General features: G+C 61.2%; 20 protein-coding genes and 1 tRNA gene. 6 read left to right on the forward strand and 15 right to left on the reverse strand.

The features are described from left to right. Window positions 1-219: 219 nt before the first annotated feature. Window positions 220-843, reverse strand: a complete 624-nt coding sequence (locus I6I71_RS03915) for a DedA family protein (protein WP_232305714.1) — start codon at window positions 841-843, stop codon at window positions 220-222. 217 nt (window positions 844-1,060) lie between these two features. Here I6I71_RS03915 and topA point away from each other — a divergent pair, with 217 nt between their 5' ends. Beyond that, entirely contained in the window at window positions 1,061-3,922 is a 2,862-nt protein-coding gene (gene topA, locus I6I71_RS03920; RefSeq protein ID WP_462101430.1) for a type I DNA topoisomerase, read from the forward strand. 21 nt (window positions 3,923-3,943) lie between these two features. On the opposite strand, the gene I6I71_RS03925 is transcribed toward topA, so the two are convergent. After that, window positions 3,944-5,470 (reverse strand): adenylate/guanylate cyclase domain-containing protein, encoded by a 1,527-nt coding sequence (locus tag I6I71_RS03925; RefSeq protein ID WP_101733732.1) that lies wholly within the window; start codon window positions 5,468-5,470, stop codon window positions 3,944-3,946. A 36-nt stretch (window positions 5,471-5,506) separates the two neighbouring features. Here I6I71_RS03925 and I6I71_RS03930 point away from each other — a divergent pair, with 36 nt between their 5' ends. From I6I71_RS03930 to I6I71_RS03940, 3 genes are all read left to right on the forward strand, one after another. Then, a complete protein-coding gene (locus tag I6I71_RS03930; protein WP_201822425.1) occupies window positions 5,507-6,721 on the forward strand; it encodes a DNA polymerase III subunit delta' in 1,215 nt (404 codons plus the stop codon). Window positions 6,722-6,828: 107 nt separating this feature from the next. Continuing rightward, window positions 6,829-6,901, forward strand: a tRNA-Thr gene (locus tag I6I71_RS03935). Window positions 6,902-7,021: 120 nt separating this feature from the next. Further along, entirely contained in the window at window positions 7,022-7,300 is a 279-nt protein-coding gene (locus tag I6I71_RS03940) for a hypothetical protein (protein WP_070494224.1), read from the forward strand. Window positions 7,301-7,467: 167 nt separating this feature from the next. Here I6I71_RS03940 and I6I71_RS03945 read toward each other — a convergent pair whose 3' ends face one another. Together I6I71_RS03945 and I6I71_RS03950 are read right to left on the reverse strand one after the other, a co-directional pair. After that, complete coding sequence (locus I6I71_RS03945; protein WP_201822427.1) at window positions 7,468-8,622, reverse strand: MFS transporter; 1,155 nt, start codon at window positions 8,620-8,622, stop codon at window positions 7,468-7,470. Beyond that, a complete protein-coding gene (locus I6I71_RS03950) occupies window positions 8,622-10,301 on the reverse strand; it encodes an AMP-binding protein (protein ID WP_201822429.1) in 1,680 nt (559 codons plus the stop codon). Before I6I71_RS03950 ends, I6I71_RS03945 begins: the two co-directional genes overlap by 1 nt. Window positions 10,302-10,368: 67 nt before the next feature. Here I6I71_RS03950 and I6I71_RS03955 point away from each other — a divergent pair, with 67 nt between their 5' ends. After that, window positions 10,369-11,229 (forward strand): GDSL-type esterase/lipase family protein, encoded by an 861-nt coding sequence (locus I6I71_RS03955; protein WP_201822431.1) that lies wholly within the window; start codon window positions 10,369-10,371, stop codon window positions 11,227-11,229. A 9-nt stretch (window positions 11,230-11,238) separates the two neighbouring features. On the opposite strand, the gene I6I71_RS03960 is transcribed toward I6I71_RS03955, so the two are convergent. Genes I6I71_RS03960 through I6I71_RS03980 form a run of 5 tightly spaced genes read right to left on the reverse strand, consistent with a single transcriptional unit; the run spans window position 11,239 to window position 14,427 of the window. Continuing rightward, window positions 11,239-11,574: a DUF2304 domain-containing protein gene (locus tag I6I71_RS03960; protein WP_070465075.1), complete on the reverse strand. Its 336-nt coding sequence runs from the start codon at window positions 11,572-11,574 to the stop codon at window positions 11,239-11,241. Further along, window positions 11,571-12,278 (reverse strand): glycosyltransferase family 2 protein, encoded by a 708-nt coding sequence (locus I6I71_RS03965; RefSeq protein WP_201822433.1) that lies wholly within the window; start codon window positions 12,276-12,278, stop codon window positions 11,571-11,573. Before I6I71_RS03965 ends, I6I71_RS03960 begins: the two co-directional genes overlap by 4 nt. Window positions 12,279-12,300: 22 nt before the next feature. Then, window positions 12,301-13,098, reverse strand: coding sequence for a glycosyltransferase (locus I6I71_RS03970; RefSeq protein ID WP_201822435.1), 798 nt, complete (start codon window positions 13,096-13,098; stop codon window positions 12,301-12,303). An 11-nt stretch (window positions 13,099-13,109) separates the two neighbouring features. Then, the gene (gene rfbA, locus I6I71_RS03975; RefSeq protein WP_070494239.1) at window positions 13,110-13,973 is read right to left on the reverse strand and encodes a glucose-1-phosphate thymidylyltransferase RfbA; all 864 of its coding nucleotides are present in this window, start codon (window positions 13,971-13,973) and stop codon (window positions 13,110-13,112) included. A gap of 13 nt (window positions 13,974-13,986) precedes the next feature. Then, the gene (locus I6I71_RS03980) at window positions 13,987-14,427 is read right to left on the reverse strand and encodes a hypothetical protein (protein WP_070494241.1); all 441 of its coding nucleotides are present in this window, start codon (window positions 14,425-14,427) and stop codon (window positions 13,987-13,989) included. Between the two features lie 369 nt (window positions 14,428-14,796). Here I6I71_RS03980 and I6I71_RS03985 point away from each other — a divergent pair, with 369 nt between their 5' ends. Then, a complete protein-coding gene (locus tag I6I71_RS03985; RefSeq protein ID WP_201822437.1) occupies window positions 14,797-16,275 on the forward strand; it encodes an HNH endonuclease signature motif containing protein in 1,479 nt (492 codons plus the stop codon). Window positions 16,276-16,581: 306 nt separating this feature from the next. On the opposite strand, the gene I6I71_RS03990 is transcribed toward I6I71_RS03985, so the two are convergent. From I6I71_RS03990 to I6I71_RS04015, 6 genes are all read right to left on the reverse strand, one after another. Then, complete coding sequence (locus tag I6I71_RS03990; protein ID WP_414017445.1) at window positions 16,582-17,934, reverse strand: sugar nucleotide-binding protein; 1,353 nt, start codon at window positions 17,932-17,934, stop codon at window positions 16,582-16,584. 150 nt (window positions 17,935-18,084) lie between these two features. Further along, a complete protein-coding gene (gene rfbB / locus I6I71_RS03995) occupies window positions 18,085-19,077 on the reverse strand; it encodes a dTDP-glucose 4,6-dehydratase (RefSeq protein WP_201822439.1) in 993 nt (330 codons plus the stop codon). 6 nt (window positions 19,078-19,083) lie between these two features. Continuing rightward, on the reverse strand, window positions 19,084-20,301 hold the full coding sequence (locus I6I71_RS04000; RefSeq protein WP_101733744.1) for a hypothetical protein: 1,218 nt from the start codon (window positions 20,299-20,301) through the stop codon (window positions 19,084-19,086). A gap of 14 nt (window positions 20,302-20,315) precedes the next feature. After that, window positions 20,316-21,575 (reverse strand): M1 family metallopeptidase, encoded by a 1,260-nt coding sequence (locus I6I71_RS04005; RefSeq protein WP_201822441.1) that lies wholly within the window; start codon window positions 21,573-21,575, stop codon window positions 20,316-20,318. A 61-nt stretch (window positions 21,576-21,636) separates the two neighbouring features. Next, window positions 21,637-22,794, reverse strand: a complete 1,158-nt coding sequence (locus I6I71_RS04010; protein ID WP_201822443.1) for an alpha/beta hydrolase — start codon at window positions 22,792-22,794, stop codon at window positions 21,637-21,639. A 287-nt stretch (window positions 22,795-23,081) separates the two neighbouring features. Then, a complete protein-coding gene (locus I6I71_RS04015; protein ID WP_201822445.1) occupies window positions 23,082-24,557 on the reverse strand; it encodes an alpha/beta hydrolase in 1,476 nt (491 codons plus the stop codon). Between the last annotated feature and the right edge of the window lie 55 nt (window positions 24,558-24,612).

A 24,612-nucleotide genomic window follows, 5' to 3' on the forward strand; every position in this document is an offset into this window, starting at 1 on the left:
TGCGTTTGCCCAGGTCACCACCCTGGCATTGAGGGCGTCACGTCACATTTGTCAGAGGGGAACCGCAGATCCTGACAAAGTTGACAAGGCAAAATTGGCGACCTGGGGTTTTGTCCCTGGCACTAAGGGCCTGCTGCACGATTTGTCAGGGACCGCCGCTCAAAGCGCCAAAACCAGCCAAAACCAGCCACAAACCAGCCACAAACCAGCCCGAAACCCCTAGACCTCCGACACACCCCGGCGGATGTCGCGGGTTTCAAAGAACCAGTTCTGAACACGCTGGATGATCAGGCCAACCAAGGACCCCAGCGCAACGCCGACGATCATGGCGAGCAGGGGGTAATCCGCAAGCAAGGAGCCGCCTGCGTAGCCCAAGCCCACGGCGAGGGTGGCCCAGAGGATGACACCGATGGTGTCGTAAATAAAGAAGGCGAACCAGTTGTAGCCAACGGAAGCAAAAACAATGGTGGCGACCCACCTGGCCCAGGGGAGGAAACGGCCGACGAGGATGGTGATGCCGGCGCTGCGTTTCATGTTGCGACGCACCCATTGGATGGCTTGGCCGGCTTTGGAGTCTGGGTCGAGGCGGTTGACCACGCCGATGAGGCGGCCGCCGAGGGCGAAACAGATATTGTCTCCAACCACACCACCGATGATGGCGGCGATGATGGTGTACTTCAGATCGGGTACACCTTGGGACGCGGAGAATGCCCCGGCCAGGTTAAGAATGGTTTCGCTGGGCAGGAGGGGGCAGATGGCGTCGCCCACAATGACAAGGCTGAGCAGCGGGTAGAAGAACGGCGTTGCCATCAGCATGTGCAGGAATGCAATGAATGCGTCCATGAGTGATGACATTGCTTCCACGCCGTAAGCCTCCTTCCAAATGCAGGGCCAAATGCAGGGCCAAATACAGGCCCAAAATAAGCTCCCCAGCGAGTGTAGTCTTCTGCGCCTCAAACCCTTGGGGGCAAGGTTCGCAGGGTCCTTGCAGGGGTAGTGTTGCCGTGATCTGCTACAAATGAGGAAGTTTCGGCAAAGTGAAGTGAGGTGTCACATCAGCGTGGCTGCGAGCGGCAAGACCCTGGTGATCGTTGAGTCGGCGACCAAGGCGAAGAAGATCCAAAAGTATTTGGGTGACAATTATATTGTGGAGGCCTCGGTGGGCCATATCCGCGATTTGCCCAGTCGCGCTGCCGATATTCCGGCGAAGTACAAAAATGAGCCGTGGGCGAAGCTGGGTGTGAACCCGGATGAAAGCTTCGCGCCTATCTATGTGGTCAGCCCGGATAAAAAGAAGAAGGTTTCGGACTTAAAGGCCAAGCTCAAGGAGTCGGACAAGCTTCTTCTGGCAACAGACCCGGACCGTGAGGGTGAGGCGATTGCCTGGCACTTGCTGGAGACGTTGAAGCCGAAGGTGCCGGTTGAGCGCATGGTGTTCAACGAGATTACTGAGTCCGCGATTCGTGAGGCCGCCGAAAACACTCGCGAGTTGGATATGGATTTGGTGGATGCGCAGGAAACGCGCCGCATCTTGGACCGTCTGTATGGCTATGAGGTCAGCCCGGTTTTGTGGAAGAAGGTTATGCCGCGTCTGTCGGCTGGCCGTGTGCAGTCGGTGGCTACGCGTGTGATTGTGGAGCGTGAACGTGAGCGCATGGCGTTCATTGCCGCGGAGTATTGGGATCTCACGGCGTCGTTGACCCCACAATCCGACGACACCAACTTCGATGCGAAGCTCATCACTATCGACGGCGCACGCATCGCCCAAGGACGCGACTTCGACGATAGGGGGCGGCTGAAGGGGGAGGCGGTGGTCGTCGATAAGCAAAAAGCCCAAAGCTTGGCTGGTGCGTTCGGCGACACCATGCGGGTGACCAGCGTGGAGGAGAAGCCCTACACGCGCAAGCCCTATGCGCCGTTTATGACGTCGACGCTACAGCAGGAGGCTGGCCGCAAGCTGCACTTTACGTCCGCACGCACGATGCGCATTGCGCAGCGTTTGTACGAAAACGGCCACATTACCTACATGCGTACGGACTCGACGTCCCTGTCCAAACAAGGGCTGGATGCGGCGCGAGCTGCGGCGCGTGAGCTTTATGGTGCGAACTTTGTGGCGGATTCACCGCGCGTCTATGAGCGTAAGGTGAAGAACTCCCAGGAGGCACACGAGGCGATCCGCCCAGCTGGTGAGCGTTTTGCAACGCCGGGTCAGCTGGCGGGGTCTCTGGACGCCGAGGAGTTCAAACTCTATGAGCTGATCTGGCAGCGCACTGTTGCCTCCCAGATGACGGACGCGCGTGGCAACTCCACGAAGATCACAGTGACCGGTGAGGCGAACACGGGCGAGGTGGCAGAGTTTGCCGCGACCGGCCGCACGATCACCTTCCCGGGCTGGCTGCGCGCCTACTCTGACCAGGACAAGGAGACGCACCTGCCGCAGGTGGCGGAAGGTGACGCGCTGAACATCAACGGCATCACCGCTGATGAGCACTCCACGAACCCGCCGGCGCGCTACACGGAAGCTTCCCTGGTGAAGAAGATGGAGGAGCTTGGCATCGGCCGCCCGTCCACCTACGCCAGCATTATCAAGACCATCCAGGATCGTGGCTACGTAGCTGCCCGCGGCAACGCACTTGTGCCTACGTGGGTTGCGTTTTCCGTGGTTGGCTTGCTGGAGAACAACTTTGACGCGCTGGTGGATTATGACTTCACCTCCTCCATGGAAGATGAGCTGGATGAGATTGCGCACGGCAATGAGGACCGTACGCAGTGGCTCACCGGCTTCTACTTCGGTGATGCGGATGCGCGTGACACCATGGCGGATGCCATTGCGCGCCGCGGCGGTTTGAAGCACATGATTGACGCAAACCTGGAGTCCATTGACGCCAGGGAGGCGAACTCGCTGAAGCTGTTCGAGGACAGCGAGGGCCGCGACGTGATCGTGCGTGTTGGCCGCTACGGCCCCTACATTGAGCGTGTGGTGGGTACCACCGCAGACGGCGAGCCGGAGTACCAGCGCGCGAATCTGTCCGAGTCCGTCACGCCGGATGAGATCACCCTTGAGATGGCGGAGAAGCTGTTTGCCACCCCGCAGTCCGGCCGTGAGCTGGGCGAAAACCCGGCCAACGGTCGCATGATTGTGGCCAAGGAGGGCCGTTACGGTCCGTACGTAACGGAGCTCGTGCGTGACGACGAACGCGTGAAAGCCGAAGCCCACGCCGAAGAAGTTGTCGCCGAAGAGCGTGCCGCGGAAGACAAGCAGCGTGCGGAAGAAGGCAAGCGCGCCAAGAACTGGGAGACCAAGACGGCGGCTGCGCAGAAGGAAAAGCGCATCGCAGCGCTGGTGGACGAGCAGCTCAAGCCAGCCACCGCATCCCTGTTTGCCTCCATGGAGCCGGCGACGGTGACGTTGGAAGAAGCGCTGAAGCTTTTGTCTCTGCCGCGTGAGGTTGGCGTTGACCCGGCTGACGGCGAGGTCATTACCGCGCAGAACGGCCGCTACGGCCCGTACCTGAAGAAGGGCAGCGACTCGCGCTCCCTTGCCAGCGAGGACCAGATCTTCAACATCACCTTGGAAGAGGCGCGCCGCATTTACGCGGAGCCGAAGCGTCGTGGCCGTGCCGCTGCGAAGCCGCCGCTGAAGATGCTGGGTGACAATGACGTGACCGGCAAGCCGATGTCCATCAAGGACGGCCGCTTCGGCCCGTACGTCACCGACGGCGTGACCAACGCGTCTCTGCAGCGTGGTGATACGCCGGAGACCATGACGGATGAGCGCGCCAACGAGCTGCTGTCTGCCCGCCGCGCCCGCGAGGCGGCGGATGGTGGTGCCGCCAAGAAGACCACCAAGAAAACCACTCGGAAGCCGGTCAAGAAACCAACGAAAACCACCAAGCGCGTGGTCAAGGCCCGCAGGAAGTAGCGGTCCGCGGGTGAGGACGGGTTAGGAGCGGTCCGCCAGGGTGGAGCGCACCGGGCGGGCCAGCTGCGTCATCTTGTTGCGGCCGCGCAGCTCCACGGACTTCATCAGGGTCCAGCGCTGCTGCTCCACCTCATTGGCTGCGCGCAGGGTCGCCGCGTTGGTGAGCACCTTGCCAGGGGTGTCCTTTGCCAGTTCCGTCAGGCGTGCGGCGGCGTTAACGGCGTCGCCGATCACGGTGTACTCGAAACGGTCGGAACCACCGATGTGGCCGGCAACCACGTGCCCGGACGCCACACCGATGCCTGCCTGGAGTTCAAGGCCAGCCAGTTCGTCGGTGAGTTCGCGGGCGGCTTGGAGGGCGTGTGACGCAGCGTCGTGAAGCGAAACTGGAGCTCCAAAAACCGCCAAGGCAGCGTCGCCCTGGAACTTGTTGATGATGCCCTTGTTCTCATGCACCACCTCCACGACGATCTCGAAGAAGCGGTTGAGCTCCGCCACAACCTCCTCCGGGGTGTGGTCGACGGCGAAGGTGGTGGACCCGATCACGTCGATGAACAGCACCGCCACACGGCGATCCTCACCACCTAGCTCCGGCTTTTCCTCTAGGGCCTTCTGGGCAACCTCGGCGCCGACATAGCGGCCAAAAATGTCGCGCACGCGCTGGCGTTCGTTCAGCCCGCGCATCATCTCGTTGAAACCGGCCTGCAGGACGCCGATCTCCGAGCCATCGTAGATATCCACCTGCGTGTTGCGCTCACCGCGACGCACGCGGTTAATCGCGTCCTGCAGCTCCTTAATCGGGTCCACCACGTTCATCACCGAAAATGCGGTGCCCACAAAGCCGGTGATCAGCGCTGCGATGGTCAGCACCAGAGCCGCCGGAATCAACTCGCCGGGTGTGTGGGTGAAAAAGCCTCGGGCCTGCGCAACAAACAGCAGCAGGATGCCCAGAAGCGGCACGCCGGAGGTGACCAGCCACGTCATGTACAAGCGCTGCTTGATCGGTGGCTCAAGCGTGGAATCTTCAAACCTGCGCGCCAGCGCCTCAGCCGCAACCGGTCGCACCAGGCGCTCTGCCTGCAGGTACGTCAACACCGCCATGACAAAACAGGTGAGCAACGTGGCTACGAAAATAACTAACGCCAGCTGCCACGACAGACGGGAGGCCACAAACGTGATGATTGCAATGCCAACCAGCCACACCGCAACCACAATGCCCGTCTGCAAAACAGGTAGGCGAAGCACCAGGTTGCGCACCATATTCGGGTCATGATCGTCCGGACTTAACTGCCATTCCAACACCGGGCGGAAGAGCAGCAGCGTCACAATCAGGCCAATAACCACGGCCAGGGCGAAGTAGATCACGCCGATGAGTCCCAGGCCCATGTGGTCCAGGCTGAGCTCTTCAACCTCGCGCATGGGCAGCAGGTAGCGCACGAACAACATGATGGCGATGGCGCCGACGACATTGGTGCCCAGCACACTCGCGGCGTACAGCGGCCACGATGTGCGCATGAGCCAGGTAAGGCCGCGCCAAAGTCGTTTCATGGTGTATCACCTTAGCGCCGAGTACCCTTAGCCGTTGTGACTACCGTAGCTCCGCGCAGCGTTGCTCAGCGACTTGCTGATGCACCCAAGGTCCGCGACACAATTTTGGCCGCCGCCGCAGCCGCCCGCGGAGTGGAAGGCGCGGACCCCCACGCCTTTGCGCACGCCTGGTTGTTCACGGGCCCGCCGGGCGCTGGCCGCTCCAATGCGGCGCTGGCGTTCGCCGCGGCGCTGATGTGCGAGGACCCGTCCGAGATCGGCTGCGGCCGCTGCAAGTCCTGCCGCGACGCCCTGGCCGGTACCCACACCGACCTGGTGCATGTTGTGCCGCGCGAGCTTGCCATCAAAGTTGAGCCGGTGCGTGAGATTGTTGCTCAAGCTTCCCGCTTGCCGACGGTTGCGTCACACCGCATCCTCATCATCCAAAACGCCGACCGCCTTACCAAGGAGGCGGCCGACGTGCTCCTCAAAACCGTTGAGGAGCCGCCGGAACAGACCGTGATCGTGTTGTGCGCGCCGTCCACGGACCCCCAAGACATCTCGCAGACGCTGCGCTCACGCTGTAGGCACCTCTACATCCCGGCGCCCTCGCAGCGGGAAGTGGTCCGCGTGCTTATGGAGGAAGAGGGCGCCAGTGAGCACGATGCGCAGCTGGCTGCGGCGGCCTCGCTGCACCACATCGGGCGCGCCCGCAAGCTGGTGACCATGGAATCGGTGCAGTCGCGCCGCGCCGCCGCCATCAACCTGGCGGAGCTGGTCTTCCATGGCGCCCAGGGCTTCCAAGCCGTGTCCACACTGGTCAAGCGCGTGCAGAAGGAGGCGGTGGACGACTACGCCGAGGCCGACGCTCTAGAGCGCGAAAAGCTTGAGGTGGCTCTTGGCGTTGGCACGAAGGGGCGCGGTGCCGCCAAAGCAATGTCCGGCACTGCCAGCGAGCTCAAAGAGCTTGAGGCCGCGCAGAAGGCGCGTGCTACTCGACGCAAACGTGACGCCCTCGACCTCGCCCTCGTAGACCTCGCCGGCATCTACCGCGACGCGCTGGTACTCAAGTCCGGTGCGGAAGTGCCCCTGACCCACCCGGACTTCTCCGGCCTGGCAGGCGAGATCGCCGCGCGCGTATCTCTTGACGGCCTGGTGGCCTGCCAGGACGCCATCGCCCAGTGCCGCGCCCGCCTACACCAAAGCGTTGATCCCACCGTGGCGTTTAACGGCATGCTTGGGCACATCCGTAAAGCTTGCGGCGCCCGCTGATGAGGTTTTTCTGGCCCTGACCAGTGCGTTTCTTTTGTTCGGTGATGTCCACTACACTGTCATCCCGGTACACACTGCGTACTGTGTTGCGCACAATGTTGTGTCCGGCCACCTTAGCTCAGTCGGTAGAGCATCTCACTCGTAATGAGAAGGTCGCGAGTTCGATTCTCGCAGGTGGCTCAACTAAAATCCCAGCTAGACAATAGTTTTAGCTGGGGTTTCGTTGTTGGTGTGGCTTGCCGAGTTGTCCCCGGTTGTGGTGGCCACCCCTAAAAGAACTCGGAGAGAAATTTGCTCTATGTGGCTCTTGGCGCAGTGGTCGCGCTCTTCATCTCGTTATGCATCATGGCAATGGGGTACCTAGTCCACCTGTCGGCTAAGCGAAAGGTGCTTTCTCCATACCGTTTCTTAGTCGTGATGGTTGTGCTAGCACCGGTTTTTCTGATCTACGACATACTCAGCGATGAGATGTGTAGCGGCCTTTTCAATTACGTGGTCAGCGGTTACTTAATTACCGCAGTCATCATCAGTTCTCTGTGGCGCATCATCACGGATGGTTTCAACAACGCGCGGGAATAGGGGCGATCACTGGGAAAGAGACCGCGTGCAGTACCGGATAGCCGGATGCGTCGATTAATCCGTTACGAGTACTAACTATGCGGAATCGACAGCCGTCTCGCCGCGCCCTCTAAACGGAGCTAGCTCCATCTAGGCCCGCATACCCACGACGCCACACACCCCGAACCTCAACCCCCAACAACCCCGCGCACCAGGTACCCGCGTTGAATCTGCGCGCTGCGGATGAGTGCGGAGCTCGCGGCGAGCACGGCGAACACCGCAAACGGCAGGCTCGGCCCGACGCGCGGCGTGATCCACGCGATCAGCGGCGAGATCCCGAACCCGATGTAGGTGGCCACGTAGTACAGCCCGATGACGCGGCCGCGTTTCTCGGGAGGGGTGTACTCGTCGACGTCGAGAAGCCCCTCGCGCAGGCACAGCCCGTACGCCAACCCGAGCAGCGCGGTAGCAGCCAGGAACACGGCGGCAGAAGGTCGTGCCCCGCCTACCGCGATGAGCGCCATGCCGCCGGCCGCACCGAGCGCCCCGACCACGCCTGCGCGCGGCCCCCACTGCCCGCGGCGCGCGAGCGCCTGCACGGCCAGCGCCACGCTAAAGCCCAGCACAGCGGCCACGCCGGGCATAAACGCCGCGCCGATGGCAAAGTCGGTGCGCCCGGCCAGCACCACCATCGCCGTCGTGATTGAGGCGAAGACCCAGATCCCCATCGGCACCGCAGTCGCAAGCGCCTTAGCCTCGCTGTGGGTGGGGTGAGCCTCAGCAGTCTGCGTCACCGCGGGTGCGCCGTCGTCGCGCATGCGTATCGACGCCACCATCACCCCCACAGCCATCACAATCGGCACCACGAACGGGATCTTCACCGCGTCCGCGGCCAGGTGGGCGACCACGCCGGAGGAAACCGGACCAAGCATGAACCCGGTGGTCAAGGCGATGCCCGCGGCGGTGGCGCCGCTCGCGCCGCGGAGCCTGCCTGCCCAGGCGGTGCCGGCGCTGACCACCAGACCCACCCCGAGCCCAACGATGAAGCGGCCGAGGAGCAACCCGTGTCCGGGGACGCCCAGCATGAGGTAGGCGTTGCCCGCGGCCGCGATGACGGTGCCCGCAACCACGGCGGGACGCGAACCGAAGCGGTCGGCGACCCACCCGCCGATGAGCAGGCTAGGGAAGAGCCCAACCGCGTAGATACCGTAGGCGCTGTTGGCCAACACGGCGGAGACGTCGTGGTCGCGGCGCAGCAGCACCAGCACCGACGCGAAGTGGTTCGCGGACCACCCGGCGGTGATCAAAAACGCGAGGGTGAGCGCGTACGTGGCGCGTGCCATTAGCTGTCCCGGCGGCTTTCCGGCAGCAAGCGCGGCACGACCTTGCCAATGGCGTTTCGCGGCAACTCCTCAACAAAGTGCACGTCACGCGGGATGGAATGGTCCGCCAGGTGGTTGCGCACCCAGTCGCGGACGGAATCTGCGGTGAGTGCATCCCCCGCCGAGTCACCAGCGCGGACGATCCAGACGGCGATGCGTTTAAACATCACGTCATCATCAACGCCGTGGGCGTAGACCTCGTCCACACCCGGCATCTCTTCGAGCACCTCAATGACGGATTGCGGGTGGACGTTTTCGCCGCCGACGATGATCATGTCGTCATTGCGGGACAGGACGTGGAGGAAGCCGTCCTCGTCGAAGTAGCCGAGGTCGCCGATCTCGATAAGCCCGTCGATTACTTCGGCCTTGGTCGCCGGGTTGGTGTAGCTGCGCAGGGCGGTTTCGTTGTGGAGGAAGATGCGGCCGGTTTCGCCGGTGGGGACTTCGTTGCCGTTGGCGTCGAAAAGCTTGAGCACCGTGCCAGGGGGAACCTTGCCCGCGATGCTTGGGTCTGCCTGCAGCTGTTCGGGTGTTGCGGCGGCGGCCAGGGCGAGCTCGGTGGAGCCGTAGATATTGGCAATGATCGGGCCGAAACGTTCGGTGGTGCGCCGCAACAGCGCCGGCGTGATGGCGTTTCCGGCGGTGGCTAGGTAGCGCAGGGTAGACGTGTCGTAGTTTTCGTCCAGGTCCAGCATCTGCTTGAAAAAGATCGGTGAGGAGATCAGGCCGGTGCAGCGGTAGTTCTGGATCTGTTGGAAGCACACTTCCGGGTCAAAAACGCGGCGCGTGACAATGGTGGAGCGGGTTGCCAGCGCTACCTGCAGTGCGGACCAGCCCCAGGTGTGGAAGATGGACGCGGAAAGCTGCACGGTGTCGCCGGCGCGCCACGGGATCGCCTCCAGGTAGCCCGCCACCACAAACGGCAGCTTCGGCTCGGGCCGCACGATGCCCTTGGGGATGCCGGTGGTGCCCGAGCTCATCAGCACAATGTTGCCGTGCTTGGGCCACATGGGCAGTTGCTTGCCGACGCCACGCCGACCCACCAACTCCGCCAACCTCAACATTCCCGCGCTGTCTTGGGCGGCCTCCTCTTCAAAGGCCTCTTCAAAGGCGCGGACAACCGTGATGTTGTCCATGATGGTGTCGGTTTCGGGGAGGCGGGGGAGGAACTCATCATCAATGAACAAGATGTTGATGCCGGTTTCTGCGAAGATGCCGCGCAGCTGCTCCGGGGAGGAGCCGATGTTGAGCAGGAAGATGTGCCCGCCGGCATAGCCCTTGGCGCCTAGCGGCAGGATGATGCCGCGGCCGTTGCGCGCCATCACGCCAATGCGTAGCTCATCAAGACCGCGTTCCTCCTTGGTCTCAAGGAGCCAGGCGGCGAGTGAGTGCGATTGGTCGCGAAGTTGGCGGTAGTTGAGGACGCCGGAGTCGTCGATAAGAGCGGTGCGCTCAGGCGTAGCGGCTGCGCCTTGTTCGATCTCCCTGGCGGTGGTGAAGTGGAAACGTGCCAGGTTGGGCAGGACTTTGAGGGCCGCAAGGGGGCCGCCTTCGGCGCTGATGATGCCCGCACGTGTAACGGCCGGGACGAATCGGGCGAAGGATTTCAGTAGAAACGTAGGGTGTGCGGTTGGTCGCATAGTGCTACGGTAGCGTAAGTTACTGAAGTTACAAATGTTTCCAGTGGGAAAATTGGGAGGAAAGCGAATGTTTGGAAAAACCGGGCGCACCAAAGCCCGCAATAAAACCAAAGCGCTCGTCGCTGCTGCGCTGTGCCTCGGCACATTCGCACAGTCTGTAACCGCACCACAGATGGCCCAGGCGCAGCAGCGCAACATGGTCGTTTTCGGTGACTCCGTAGTCTCCGACCCGAACATGGGACAGTGGCTCGGCGGCAAACTGGGCATCGGCGGCCAGGGCTCCTCCGACATCACCACCTGGTGCCCAACCAGCCCAACCAGCTGGGGTAAGCGCTCCGCCGCCAAGCTGGGCCTGCCAGCCTGGGACTACTCGTGCACCGGCACCGTTTCCATCCAAAAGGGCCCGCAGTTTTCCTCCCAGGTCACCCGCGCGGTTAACGACGGTGGCCTGAACCCCAACACCGCCCGCGTCATCATCTCCACCGGATTCAACGACACGTACCACAACGACGGACGCGATCGCGCCACCTTCCGCCGCGACTGGGTCGCCGCCATGGCGCCCCAAATCCAGCGCATCCGTGCCGCAGCCCCCAACGCGCGCATCCAGATTGTGGGCTACCCCAAGGTCACACAGAACGGCAACGTCTGCCTCTTCCACGTTGCGCCGAACGTCAGCGACACCACGCCGTTCCCGGCCGTTGCCGATTGGGAAGACAGCATCCAGTGGGCACAGGTAGACCTGGCGCGAGCAACCGGCATAGAGTTTCTGGACCTGAAGCCGTCCACGTGGAACAACAGCATGTGCGCACCTGACCACGCACGCATGTGGGCTGGCCTAGTGGACTTCTACAGCGGCGCCGGCAACCTGCCGATTCACGTGAACCAGCGCGGCCACGAGCACGTGGCCAACGTGATTGCGGCGTCTTAGTCTGCTTGCTTAGTCTGCTTCCGGCGGTACGGCGTTTTGTAACGCCACCGCCCGTGCGAGGCGCGCGTAGCGCAGTTCTTGTTCGCGGAAGCGGGTCCACGTGGAAATCGTCGTAAAGAAAAAAGCGACGATTAGCACGTACAGCATCAGATCCGTACCGCGGTCAACCCCCAACCAGTTGGCCAGGACCGTGACGTCATCCGGACGCAGAATCGCCCACACGGCAGCGAGCATCATCAGCACAAAACCAATCTTCACCCACGCTTTGGCATTCGCCTTCTTGCGGTTGGTGAAGAAATACACCGCCAACGCCACCGTGGCGGCAATTAGGATCAGCTGAATCACTTGAGCCTCCTCGCCATCAGGCCGTCTGCAAGAATGTTCACACCGTTGATCAGGGACTGGCCCTTGGACATGGAGTACTCCGTGTACAAAATATCCACCGGCTGCTCAGCCACACGCCAACCGTGATGATCAATCATCGCCACGATCTCAGAGGCGTGGCTCATCCCGTTCATGCGGATGTCCATCTCCTCGGCCACCTTGCGGTTGAAGGCGCGGAGGCCATTGTGAGCGTCGCTAAGACCCAGGCGCTTCGTGCGTGGCGACAGCATCACCACCGTTTTCAACACCACACGTTTAATCCACGGCACCTGCGAATTATCCTGGCCGGCAAAGCGTGTGCCCACGATGATGTCCACCGGCTCCGTGCGCAGCCGCTCAACCATCGCCACGACATCCTTGACCTGGTGCTGGCCATCTGCGTCAAAGGTGACAAAGTACTGCGCGCCCGGTTGTGCACGTGCGTACTCCACACCCGTCTGAATTGCCGCGCCCTGGCCCAAGTTCACCGGGTGGTTCACCAAATGCGCACCAGCAGCGTGGATGGCTTCCGCCGAGTTGTCGCGCGAGCCGTCATTGACCGCAACGATGTTGGGGAACGTCTCGCGAGCATTCGCAATAACGTCAAAAATCACCTGGCCCTCATTGAAGCAAGGAATGACAAGCCAGGTGTCGCTGAAATCAGGGAGTGTACGCGACGTATCCATCGCAGGGATACCTTAGTCGCCCTTACTGGCCACGGTGGAATAGACGCGAGTACACACGCTTAGTCACACCGATTGGCAGCATCCGGTACGCATTTCGCACCGCAAAGTTGAATACCGCCCGCGGGCGCGACACCAACCCATAGGCCACCAAGTTGCGCTGCATTGTCAGCTCCGCACGACGCGTCTCACCAGCCGCACGACGCCGCAACTGCGCATCATTAACCCGCAGATACGTCAACGGCTCCGGTAGATTCGCCAGCTCCCACCCGTTGCTGAGCAGCCGCGCCCAGAGGTCATAATCCTCCATAAACGGCACGTGCTGGTAGCTGCCCACCTGGCGCACCGCATCCGCGCGGAACATTACGGACGGATGATTCAACGGCGAATTCATCTTCGCGTAATTCCGTGGATTCTCCGGAAGTGCACGGACCGGGCCAGCGTCTTCAATACGATGCTCAAACTCGCGCACCGCCGAGCCAACGGCGGCCACCTCCGGGTGGTGGGCCAGAAACTCCAGCTGGCGCTCAAAGCGCTGCGGGTATGCCGCATCATCCGAATCCAGGCGGGCAACAAACTCCGAATCAACGGTTTCCAGTCCAGCGTTGAGCGCCTTGCCAAGGCCGACGTTGTGCTTCAACGGCACCAGGCGAGCCGGGAACCCCGCTAGCACCTCCATCACCGCTTCGGAGACCTGGCCGTCCAGCACCACCACAACCTCATCCGCCGGACGCGTCTGCGCCGCCAGCGACTGCAAGCACACAGCCAACTCGCCCGCATCTGTGCCGCGGTACACGCTCATCAAAACAGCTAGTGAAGCCATGTCACAAAACCCTAGTCCCGCACCGCATCCAGTAGGTAGCGCCCGTAGCCGGACTTCATCACCGGCTCCGCCAAACGCTCCAGTTGCGACGCGTCAATGAAGCCCTCCCGGTAGGCGGCCACCTCCGGGGAACCAATCACGGTGCCAGTACGCTTCTGTATGACCTCCACATACGCGCTGGCCTCACTCATGGAATCAATCGTGCCGGTATCCAACCACACGTCACCCCGGTGCAGGCGGTGCACCTTCAGCTGGCCGCGCTTGAGATATGCGTCATTCACCGCAGTGATTTCCAGTTCCCCGCGCTCGCTCGGGGTAATGGACTTTGCAATCTCCACCACCGAGTTGTCGTAGAAATACAGCCCCACCACCGCAAAGTTGGATTTCGGCGTTTCTGGCTTCTCCTCAATGGACAACACCGTGCCATCCGGGTCAAACTCCACCACGCCATAACGCTGCGGGTCCGAGACCTCGTAGGCAAAGATCGCGCCACCCTCCACCTTGCGCGTTTCGCCCAGGATGCGGGTCAGCTCCGAGCCGTCGAAGATGTTGTCGCCCAAGACCAGGGCCACCGAGTCGTCCCCAATGAAGTCCTCGCCGATGATGAACGCCTGCGCAAGACCATCCGGGGAGGGCTGCTCTGCGTAGGAGAGCATGAGGCCGAGCTGGGAGCCGTCGCCAAGCAGCCGCTCAAATGCCGGCCTATCCTCCGGGGTGGTGATCACCAGGATCTCGCGGATGCCCGCACTGATCAGGGTGGTCAGCGGGTAGTACACCATCGGCTTGTCATAAATAGGCATCAGCTGCTTCGAAATGCCCTGAGTAATCGGGTATAGCCGGGTGCCGGAACCGCCCGCGAGGATGATGCCCTTCATAGCTGCCTAGGGGTTAAAACGGCAGGTCGGGCAGTTGCTTGCGGACGTCCGCGAGCACCTTATCCACCTGCTCCTTATCCATCTGCAACGCCATATTTAGCAGTGCGGTGATGATGCCGATGACAAACAGGATGATGCCCGTCGTGCTCACCTCAGAGAAGTCACCCGAGGAAAACGCACGCAGAATAGTCAGCGTGTCGGACTTCTGCTCCGTGGTCGTCGGGGTGGTGGTCTTGGTGGACTTCGTCACCGTCACCGTTGGCTTGGTGGTCACGGTGGTGGTCACCGTCGAGCCCGGGGTGGGGGTTGCAGTGGCTGTTGGTGTTTCGGTGCCTGTGGCAGTTGCTGTTGCTGTTGCGGTTGGGGTCTCGGTTTCAGCGTCAGCGTTACTGACCAAAACAGTGGCGCACATGGCGGCTGTAGCCAGGCCAATTGCGGTGCGGGTGCGAATCATGCATGACAGTGTATGTCATCGATCGCCGCATGGTTGACTGATCGGTCGCGACATGGCGGGCAAGCAGGTGCCTCGGTGTTCAACCTCTTGGGGTGACGGGTTTTTGGGGCGGGGTGGCCCCAGTTGGGCTCGGTGAAGTCTCGTTTAGCGGTGCGGTTCGAACGGTTGTTTGGCATTTTCTTATCGACGGAAAGAGCGTGTAGAGGTAGGGGTCTATACTGAATGCAACCGCCAGCATGTGTGGTGAATGTGCATGCGGAAATAGTGCAATAAATGCTGGTTTACCCCTTGCGTATAGAACGGTTTGGCGGGTATAATTAGGGGCACAAAACAACGGGAACATAGGGAACACAACACTGGGGGTAGACCGTGGGCGAACCATACTTCCGCACACAGCGACCAGAAGATCCACTAAGCACGTTCAGTCAAGGCATTCGCGATATTTACTGGAATGCCTTCGGCCACTTCGCCACACCCGGGGCAAGTGTTGATATTGATGACTTCGACGTGACTGTGGTGGCCATGAGGGAAGCAACCGGCTGGACTAAAAGCTCGGTTGAGCAAGCGATCTTCTCCCATGCACGCCTGCAACACTTACCGAAGCTACGAGCCCTCCAGGCCAAGACGCGTGTGATGGATCTGCAGCATTTACGCGCCATCGATACCGTGCTTGCCGAGCTTGGCCCAGACATTACGGATGAGGCGTATGCCGAGTTCGACGAGATGTTGACTACTACGTTTACCCCAACCCGGCCTGGGCAACACACCCCACAAACCACCACGATTACTCGTCGTATCCGGGAGATGATTAAACGTATTGACCCAACCTGCGCTTATCAGCCGAAGCGACGCCAACAGCGAGTTGCGCAGGCACACGCGGCTGATGATGCGGTGATCTTTGACGTGTCTGCACAGTCCGGCACGGTCAAAACACTGGTTACGTTGGCGACCAACCCGTTGACGGCACAGGTCGTGCGTAACCACGTCTTGGCCACCGCACGGGAGCATAAAACCTCCATGGCAGATGCGATGGTCAAACTACTGTCCGGGGAAATCACCCCAACCAAGACCACGCTGCATGTGTTTGTGCCGAAAGACCGCGCACCTGGTGGGCCAGCCTATGTACCAGGGGTTGGGGCACTGACTCCGGAAGCCACCGCGGCACTCGATGATCTCCTGGCGTCAGCGAAGGTCACCGAAGTGGATATGGAGGCGGAACTTCAAGCACATACGGATAGCTACACCCCGACCGAAGCAATGCGACGAGTCGTGTGCGCACGCCACACGCATTGTGTATTCCCGGGATGCAGTGTGCCGTCATTGAGGTGTCAGTTGGATCACCGGATCCCGTTTGGCCAGGGTGGCAAAACCACACCGGGAAACCTCTACCCGTTGTGTCAAAAGCACCACAACCTGAAAACCGATAAACGTGGGTTCTATGTTCCGGATCCGGATACGGGTGAAATCTTGTGGCTTTTTGCCAACGGCACGTATGAAACCTGCACCCCAGATAGCTTGATTGCGCACAACACGAACGCCGCGGCGCCACGGTGGAAGTCAAACCTTGAGCAAGTGTGCCAGCGTCGCAGCCGAGTGGCGCAGTTTTACGCCAAGGGCCACAAAATATTGGATGATTTTGATAACCACCACAACCTTGACTTGGCCGATGCCCAGATCGCAGCGTTGGAGGAAGAATACGGCCTTATCTTCCCAATCAAGGCAGTGCTTCCGGAGCCGTTGCCAAAAGAACCCGATTTTTTCGAACCACCATTCCCCGACCCAGAAGATGCCTACGCCTGGTCGGAGAACTTCGACCCAGCAGAACTGGTCGATACCCGACCCCAATAAGGGAATGCAGGTAGCCAGGTTCAAAACAAAAAACAGGCCATTTTTCCGAGGGAGGCCTCGGCGTGGTTCCTGACTTGGGACAAATGAGTGACGAAATGAGCGCCGAACTTTCACCAACCACAAGCCCAAGCCCAAACCCAGAGGCCACAATGTCGAAGGGATCTTCAACGACCAACCGCGACCCAAGCCAGGTTCAGAACCGAAAAACAGCCCGTTTTTCCGAAGAGGCACGGGGCCGTCGTGGCTTCAGGCAATGCGGGAGCTCCCAAGCAGTGAGCTCCGAAACGTGTCAGCAGAAAACCCCAATTACAGATGCGCAGCAAGGTGGATAGCAAGTGCCGCACGCCAATTCATCGGCTGGAACCCGGTCGCCTTGATCTTGCTCAAATCCAGCGTGGAGTGCACTGGCCGCGGCGCCTCCGGGCCGGCAATCTCGGCATACTGCTGGGTGGTCACAGGTGTTACATCCGCAGGATCTTTGCCCACGCCCACGAAAACCGCCATAGCCATCTCATCCCGACCCACCGCATCACCATCAGACGACAGGTTGTACACGCCAAACTCCGCCTTCGTCCGTAGCAGGTGATCGATGCCCTTGGCCAGATCTTCCGTCCAGGTGGGGCGGCCCACCTGGTCCATGATCACGTTCACGCTCTTGTCTGCAAGGGCAAGCTTGGCCATGGTGTCCATGAAGTTCGCGCCGTCGCCAAACACCCAGGAGGTGCGGATCACGTAGTGGCGCCTCGCGGTCTGCGCCGCCGTATCGCCCGCTGCCTTGGACGCCCCGTACGCCGACAGCGGGCTGGCGTGCTCGGCTTCGGTGTGGACTTCGACGGTGCCGTCGAAAATGTAATCGCTGGACACGTGTACCAACGTCAAGTCGTGCTCATTGGCCACCCGGGCCAGCGCCGCCGGCGCATCCGCGTTCACGGCCCAGGCGGTCGCGCGGTCAGATTCTGCGCCGTTGACGTCGTTATACGCAGCGCAATTCACAATCGCGCTGTAGCCCGAGAAGTCAAAGCCCTCCGGAATCGCCGTGATGTCAAACTCCTCGCGAGTGACATATTCCGCACGATCCTCGCCCCACAATTGACGCAGCGCCCTGCCGAGCTGCCCGTTCGCGCCCGTGACTAGGACCTTCTTTGGCGGGACGGGGGTGGATTCGCTGAAGGGGGGATGTGTGGCGTCGGCAAGCGAAAGCTCTGTTGGCGCAAGCGGCCAGTCAATCTCCTTGTAGGAGCAGTACGCGTAGGTGCCGTTCGGGTTGTAGCGCTGGTTGACCAGGTAAATGTAGGCCGTGTTGTCCTCCAACGTCTGGAAACCGTTGGCCACACCCCGCGGCACAAACACCGCCTGGCCAGGGCCGATCTCGATGCCGAAAGTCTCGCCGAGAGTGGGGGAATCCTCACGCATATCCACCCACGCGGCAAACACCCTGCCCGTGGCAACCGAGATCCACTTATCCCACGGCTCCGCGTGCATCCCACGCGTCGTGCCAGCCTTGGCGTTGAAACTGACGTTGTTCTGCTTCGGCTGCAGCAGCTGACCAGCCCAGTTCTCCTTGAACCAGCCGCGGTTATCTTCGTGCAGCGGCAGGGTGTGGACGCTCAGGCCTTCGATCGGGGTTGTTGTTTGGGGCAATTCGGGCAATTCGGACACAGCTCCTTAGGGTATCCCAGGGTTATGTGGGAGTGAATGGGGATCGGATGCAGTAATTTCCCGAGATGGTGCAGCCACCTGGGCGAACGGGGGCCGAAATGCAGCAATTTCCAAATTACTGCGCAACCGCAACCCCAACGACACCCACCACTACTGCCCGCGCTGGGCGTAGGCCTCCTCAACGCCGCGCTTGGTGTCGCGCCACCACCATTCGTTCTCGCGGTACCAGTCGATGGTGCTTCCCAACCCAGCGTGCAGGTCGGTATAGTGGGGCTGCCAGCCAAGCTCGGTGCGCAGTTTGGTGGCGTTCATGGTGTAGCGCTGGTCGTGGCCGGGGCGGTCGGCGACGTGCTCGAAGGTGCCACCCATCAGCGAACAGATTGTCTCGATGACCTGCTTGTTCGTGACGTGCGGGGAGCCAGCAACACTTGCGCCAATGTTATAGGTCTGGCCGATCTCGCCGTGCTCAAGGATGGTCAGTACGGCGTCGTTGTGGTCGTCCACGTGGATCCAGTCGCGCACCTGGGCGCCGGTGCCGTAAAGCTTGGCGGGCTGGCCGCACAAAATATTGGTGATCTGGCGGGGGATGAACTTCTCTACGTGCTGGTAAGGGCCGTAATTGTTAGAGCAGTTCGAGATAGTCGCCGCGATGCCGAAGGAACGCACCCACGCGCGCACCAAATGGTCGGAGCCGGCCTTGGTGGCGGAGTAGGGCGAGGAGGGGTTATACGGCGTGGTCTCTAGGAAGGCGTCGGTGCCGCCCAAAGCGAGGTCGCCAAAGACTTCGTCGGTGGAGATGTGGTGGAAGCGCTTATCAAACTTGCGCACCGCCTCAAGCAGTACAAAAGTGCCCAACACGTTGGATTGCACGAACGCGGAGGGGTCACGCAGCGAGTTGTCGTTGTGGGATTCCGCGGCGAAGTGGACCACAGTATCCGCGCGAGCAACCAGCGGCTCAACAACAGACGCGTCCGCAACATCGCCGTGGACAAACTCCACGTCCAGTCCGGCGAGGTTGTCGCGGTTGCCGGCGTAGGTAAGTTTGTCCAGCACGATCACCTCGTGCAATCCCCGCCCACACACCATGTGTACGAAGTTGGATCCGATAAACCCGGCGCCGCCGGTGACCAGCATTGTTCCCATGGCTGGCTATGCTACTCGAACCCGTGCGCCCCACAGCCCGATGACGTGCACAATCGCACCCGCCAAAGGGCCCGCGAACAGGGCGACAACTACGGCGGTAACCACACCCCACGGCGCGGCGAAAAGCACCGCGAAGGCAACCACGGAGGCGGTGAGCCACCCGGCCACGTACCACCCGTGGCGCTGCAGGGCGAGCACAGCCACGCCGGTGATCATGAGGGTGCCCATGAAAGCGGAGGCAAACGTCAGCAGCGCAAGCGTGCGCCCAGGCACGAACAGTTCCGGCGGGAATGCCAGCTGCAGAATCCACGGCCCCAGCAGCCATGCCAGCGCAAACCCGACCACACCCAGGCCGAGCACAGCCACCACCGGCCCCAAAAGTGCACGGTAGATGTGCTTTTGCTTCTCGACGAAGCGCACAACCAACGCCGCCTGAAACCTTTGAAGGGGCACCAACACTGGTGCACGCGTAAGGATCACAGCGTTGTTAATGGCGGCAACCAGGATGGACACGGAGGCATCATTATCCGGAAACGCCGCGGACACGGCGGTGGGGAACCCCGTGATCAGCGCGGCTGACGCGCCGGAGGCAAGCATGGCGGTAAAGACGCGGCCGACGAACGCCTCACGGTCCACGTCCAGCGCGATGCGGATGCGGGAGCGCGCTTCACGCGAGACACCCAGGATCACCACCCAGCTCACCGCGCCGATGACCGTGATCAGCAAAAACGCGGGCAGCCCCCAGCCCAGTGCCCACGCCACCACGGCCAGCACCAGGCGGATGCCGGAATCCAGCGCAACCAGCGCCGCGTACTGGTTCCACAGCTGCGCGCCGGACAAAATACCCGAAAGTACCGCCTGGAAAACATAGCTGACCAGGCCAAACACCAGCAGCGTGGTGGCCGTGCCGGGGGACATGGGCACCCAGGCCCGCATCGCCCACAAGCCAAGGCTTAGGCCCACAAGCACCACAAACGTTGCCGCGGCAGCGCCGAAGCGCCAGGGATTCGCCGTGCCGCGAGAGCCAGTTTCGCTTGACGACGCCACAGCGCGCGTCGTTTCGTGCGTTATCCCGTCGATAAGACCCGCGGAGGCGAAAAACAACCCCCAGAACGCGGTGAAGTAACGGTAGGCGCTGCCGGTGTCCAGCGCCCAGCCAGCCACCCACATGAGCACGAACCCGGCGAGCGCCGAAAAGGCGGTGGCCAGCGTCAGATTTCTCATGAGCTATCGGAGCCTTATCGGATCTTCGGCACGTCGGGCAGCTCCGTGTGGTTCAACCATGCGTCCATGATCCCGGCGATGTCCACGCTAGGTGCGGCCGCCTTCAGCGCATTCTTCAGATCGAAGGGCTCCACAATGCCGTGCGTGGACTTGGCCACATAGGAGCGCACGCCGCTAAAGAACGCCTCATCACCCATGGCGGCGCGCAGTGCGTGCAAGGTGATCGCGCCGCGCTTGTACACCCAGTCATCAAACATGTGACGCGGGCCCGGGTTGGCAAGGGTCACGGTGGGGGTGGGGAGTTTGGCGTAGTGGTGGTTCACCGAGGCGTCGATAAGCATGCTGCCCTGCGCATCAGCCCACAGCCACTCGGCGTAACAAGCGAAGCCCTCATTGAGCCAAATGTCATCCCACTGCGCGATGCCCAGCGAGTTACCAAACCACTGATGGGCCAGCTCATGGGCAATCAGGCGCTCATTGCCGCGCGTGTGGTTGCGGCCAAAAATGGACTGGCCGGCCGCCTCAAGCGGGATCTCCAACGTCTCATCGTGCACGATCGCCGTGTAATGCTCATAGGGGTACGGGCCGAAGCAAGTCTCGAAGAAGTCCAGCATCTCCTGCTGCTTGGCAAAATCCCCCAACTGCAGGCCGCGCGGCAGGTACGCGCTGGTGTTGCGGCCAAGTTTGTGGTGCACAAACTGGCCAACGTTCACAGTGGCCAGGTAGGTCGGCAGCGGGCGAGACGTCTGCGTAGCAATGACCTGATACGGCTGGTCCGGACGCAGCGTAATGCGATACGTGGCCTTCTCATCAGGCGTGTCATCGCACGGGAACCACGTGGGCGCGCCATTCGGCTGGTTCGCAGTCAACGCGCCGTTTTCCAGCTCCTCCCACCCCAGCTGGCCCCAAGACGTACGACGCGGGCGCGGGGTGCCCGTGTACCGAATAGTCAGCTGGAACTCCGTATCCACCGCAATATCCTGCGTAAACGTGATACGCAGCTTGTTGCGGTAATGACGGAAACGCTTAATCTCCCCATGCGTTGTGGTGACGCTGCGCACCCGCAGGTTATCCATCAAATCCAACGTCATGTGGTTCAAATCGCGCCACGGCGTCAACGTCAACGTGGCGGTGGCGTCCACATAGTTCGGACCCACCTTGTAGTTCATCGCCACGTCATAATGCGTGACGTGGAACCCCAAGTTGAAGTCCACGCCCGTGTACTGATCACGATGCCCGGGGACCGGGGTTGAGCGGAGCCGATGAGTAGTCATAATGTTCGGCCATTCTAGCCCGCCGCGGCACAGGGCTGGTTATCGCTAGCTTGGGTCGGGGCTACATCCCAAACGCCGGGGCGATGGTGGTGAACCAGGACTTCTCCAGATCCTCACGCCAGTACGGCCAGGAGTGGGTGCCCACATTGCGCATCTCGTACGTTGCCGGAATGTTCAACGCGTCGAGCTTCGTCTTCAGGTCATGGGTGCACTGGTTGATCGCGGCCTCAATCGCACCGCCCTCAACCTGCAGCGTTACGGCAGCAACCTGCGCAACAACCTCAGGCGCACCCTGGCCAATCAGGTAGCTCACCTGGTCCTGGCGGCCCGCAAGGCCCGTAGCGGAAGAGATGTAGAGCGCGGTACCGCGCAGACGCTCAGCGTTGAGCAGCGCGTCGTTCCAGCGGTTGTACGGCCCGCCCATCGGACCCCACATCATCTCCGGGGTAACGGTTTTGAAGTCAGAGTAGCCACCGCGGTTCACCGTCACGCGGGCGAAGTTGTAGCCGTGCAGCGAGCTTGTAGACGCACACCCGGAGAACGACGCCGCCGCATCATAAAAGCCCGGATTGTGCTGCGGCAGCAACAGCGAAGACGTGGCGGACATGGAGAAACCAACAATCGCACGACGGTTGTCAGCGTTTAAGGTGCGCTCAATCGGGCCCGGCAGCTCCTTGGTCAGGAACGTCTCCCACTTCTGCGGTCCGCGCAGGTAGTTGGTGTTGAGGTTCGTCTCCACCCAGTCGGTGTAGTAGGAAAACGCGCCCGCCTGCGGGATGACCACGTTGACGCCCTTACCGGCGAAGAAGTCCTTCACCGGCGCCATCTTCAGCCAGTCCTGGTTCTGCTCCGCGCCGCCAGCACCGTTGAGCAGGTAGATGGTCGGCGCGTTTGCCACGCGCTGGCCCTGCGGGTTCGTCGCCGGCACAACGGCAACAGGGATGTCCCTGTTCATCGACGGCGAATGGACCAGGTAGCTCAGCGCCGTCTTGTGGTCTACCTGCTGGGTCCATTCTTGAGGACGATTCGCGTTGACCACCATTGGCGGGTTCGCCTTAGCGTCCCAAAGCTTGATCGTGCCCACCGGCGTCTGGCCAGCAACTTGGGCGGGTGTAACAGTCGCCGCGTTGGCTGGGATAGTTGCGGTGACGGTACCTGTGGTGATTGCAGCCGCGGTCAGGGCGGCAAGGACTGCAGATGCGGTGCGCTTCAGGCTCATGACTGGCTATATTACGGTCACACAAGACAAATTGTGTAACAATAATGAACAATTGCCACATCGTGTCTCAAGAAACATCAAGAAAAGGACAGTGAACAATGATCATTGAAAACGCACAGCTGCAGATCAACGAGCTCCTCGGCCAGCTGCTCCACTTCGGCTCCTCTGCGTCCTCCCAGATCGCCTTCGGCCTAGGCATGTTCTAAAACCCTAAAACGCAAAAAACATCGGGTAAGCGGTTATGCGCCGCTACCCGATGTTTTTGTTTTGTAAGGCTTTTCGCTGACCTACTCGCTCTCAAACAGTGCCGGGCGGATGACCTTCTCCCAAGACACCTTCAGGTCATCGCGCCACAGCGGCCAGGAGTGGGTGCCAACCGGACGCTTATTAAAGTAGGTATCCACGCCCAGGCTGTTCAGCTTGGTATTGAAGTCATGCGTGCAAGCGTTCATCGCGGCCTCAATTGCGCCACCCTCAACCTGCAGCGTGAGCGCCGCACTCAGCGCCTCCGTGGAACCGGAGTTCTCACGCAGGTAGCTGAGCATATCCGTCTGGCCAGCAAGACCCGTGCCTGCAGAGAGGTAGAACTTGGTCTTGGTCACGCCGTTCTCACCAACCAGGTTATCCGCCATCACCAACGCGTCGTTGTAGCGGTTGTAGTCAGAACCGCGCGGGCCCCAAAGGTTCTCCGGCGTAATGTTGCCCGCACCTGCGGAGCCGCGGTTGACCGTCAGACCCGCAAAGAAGTTTGGCAGCGGGGTAGAGGTGGCAGCGCAGCCGGAGAAGGAGCCGACAGCGTCGAACATATCCGGGTTGTGTACTGCCAAAAGCAGCGAGGATGTTGCGGACATGGAGAAACCAGTCACGGCACGCTTCCCGTTGGCGTTCAAGTAGTTTTCCACCGACGGGATCATTTCCTTAGCCAGGAACGTCGACCACTTCTGCTCACCCTTGAAGTACTTGCCCTCACCCGGGTTGCTCAGCCAGTCCACGTAGTAGGAAAACGCGCCCTCCATTGGGATAACCACGTTCACCGGCTCATTGCCAAGCACGTTGCGTACAGTTTTCGGGGCCATGGCCAGCCAGTCCGTGTTCTGCTCGGAACCACCAGCACCGTTGAGCAAGTAGTAGGTCGGCGCCTTTGCTAGCGGCTTGCCGTTTTCATCCACCGCGCGGATCAGCGCTACCGGGATGTCGCGGCCCATCGCCTTGGAGTGCACCGTAATAGCCTCACCACCCGGGAAGGCTTTCAGCTCATCGAACCATTTCTGCGGGTTCTTCTTGTAGTCATCCGGAGCCGCAGTAAGCGGCTTGATCTCCATAAAACTCTCGGAGTCCGTGGACTCTGCGTCCGACTCATCCGGTATTGGCATGTTGTCTGCTTCTTCGCCCGTAGCCTCTGGCTTCAACGCGTCTTTTGCCTGCTTCAGCAGACCCTCGCGGTCGCCGTCCGGCACCGAAGCGCCGTCAATATCAGCAACGTCCTTCGCTTCCGTTGTCTCCGTTGCTGCAGTGCTGGTTGCTTCACCGGTGGTTGCTTCAGCAGTAGAAGTGGTGGCGCTGGCTTCGGTGGTAGCGGTGTGGGTGGTTTCCGTAGACGTCGGCAAGCTAGAAGTGCTCTCCGACACTGCGGGGCGCACGCGCTCGATGGTGGCAAGACCCTGGGGAGACTCGGCGGCCTGGAAATGGCCGGCCACGGGAACAGCGCCAGCGGCGATTGCTACAGCTGCGACGGCAGCAAGGGCCGGACGCGTGATCTTCATAATGGATGCTCGCTTTTCTTTAGAAAATGGTGGGAACAAGCAGCGGCTCCCCTGT

Source organism: Corynebacterium riegelii (genome assembly GCF_016728505.1).
In the GTDB taxonomy this organism is placed as follows: Bacteria; Actinomycetota; Actinomycetes; order Mycobacteriales; family Mycobacteriaceae; genus Corynebacterium; species Corynebacterium riegelii.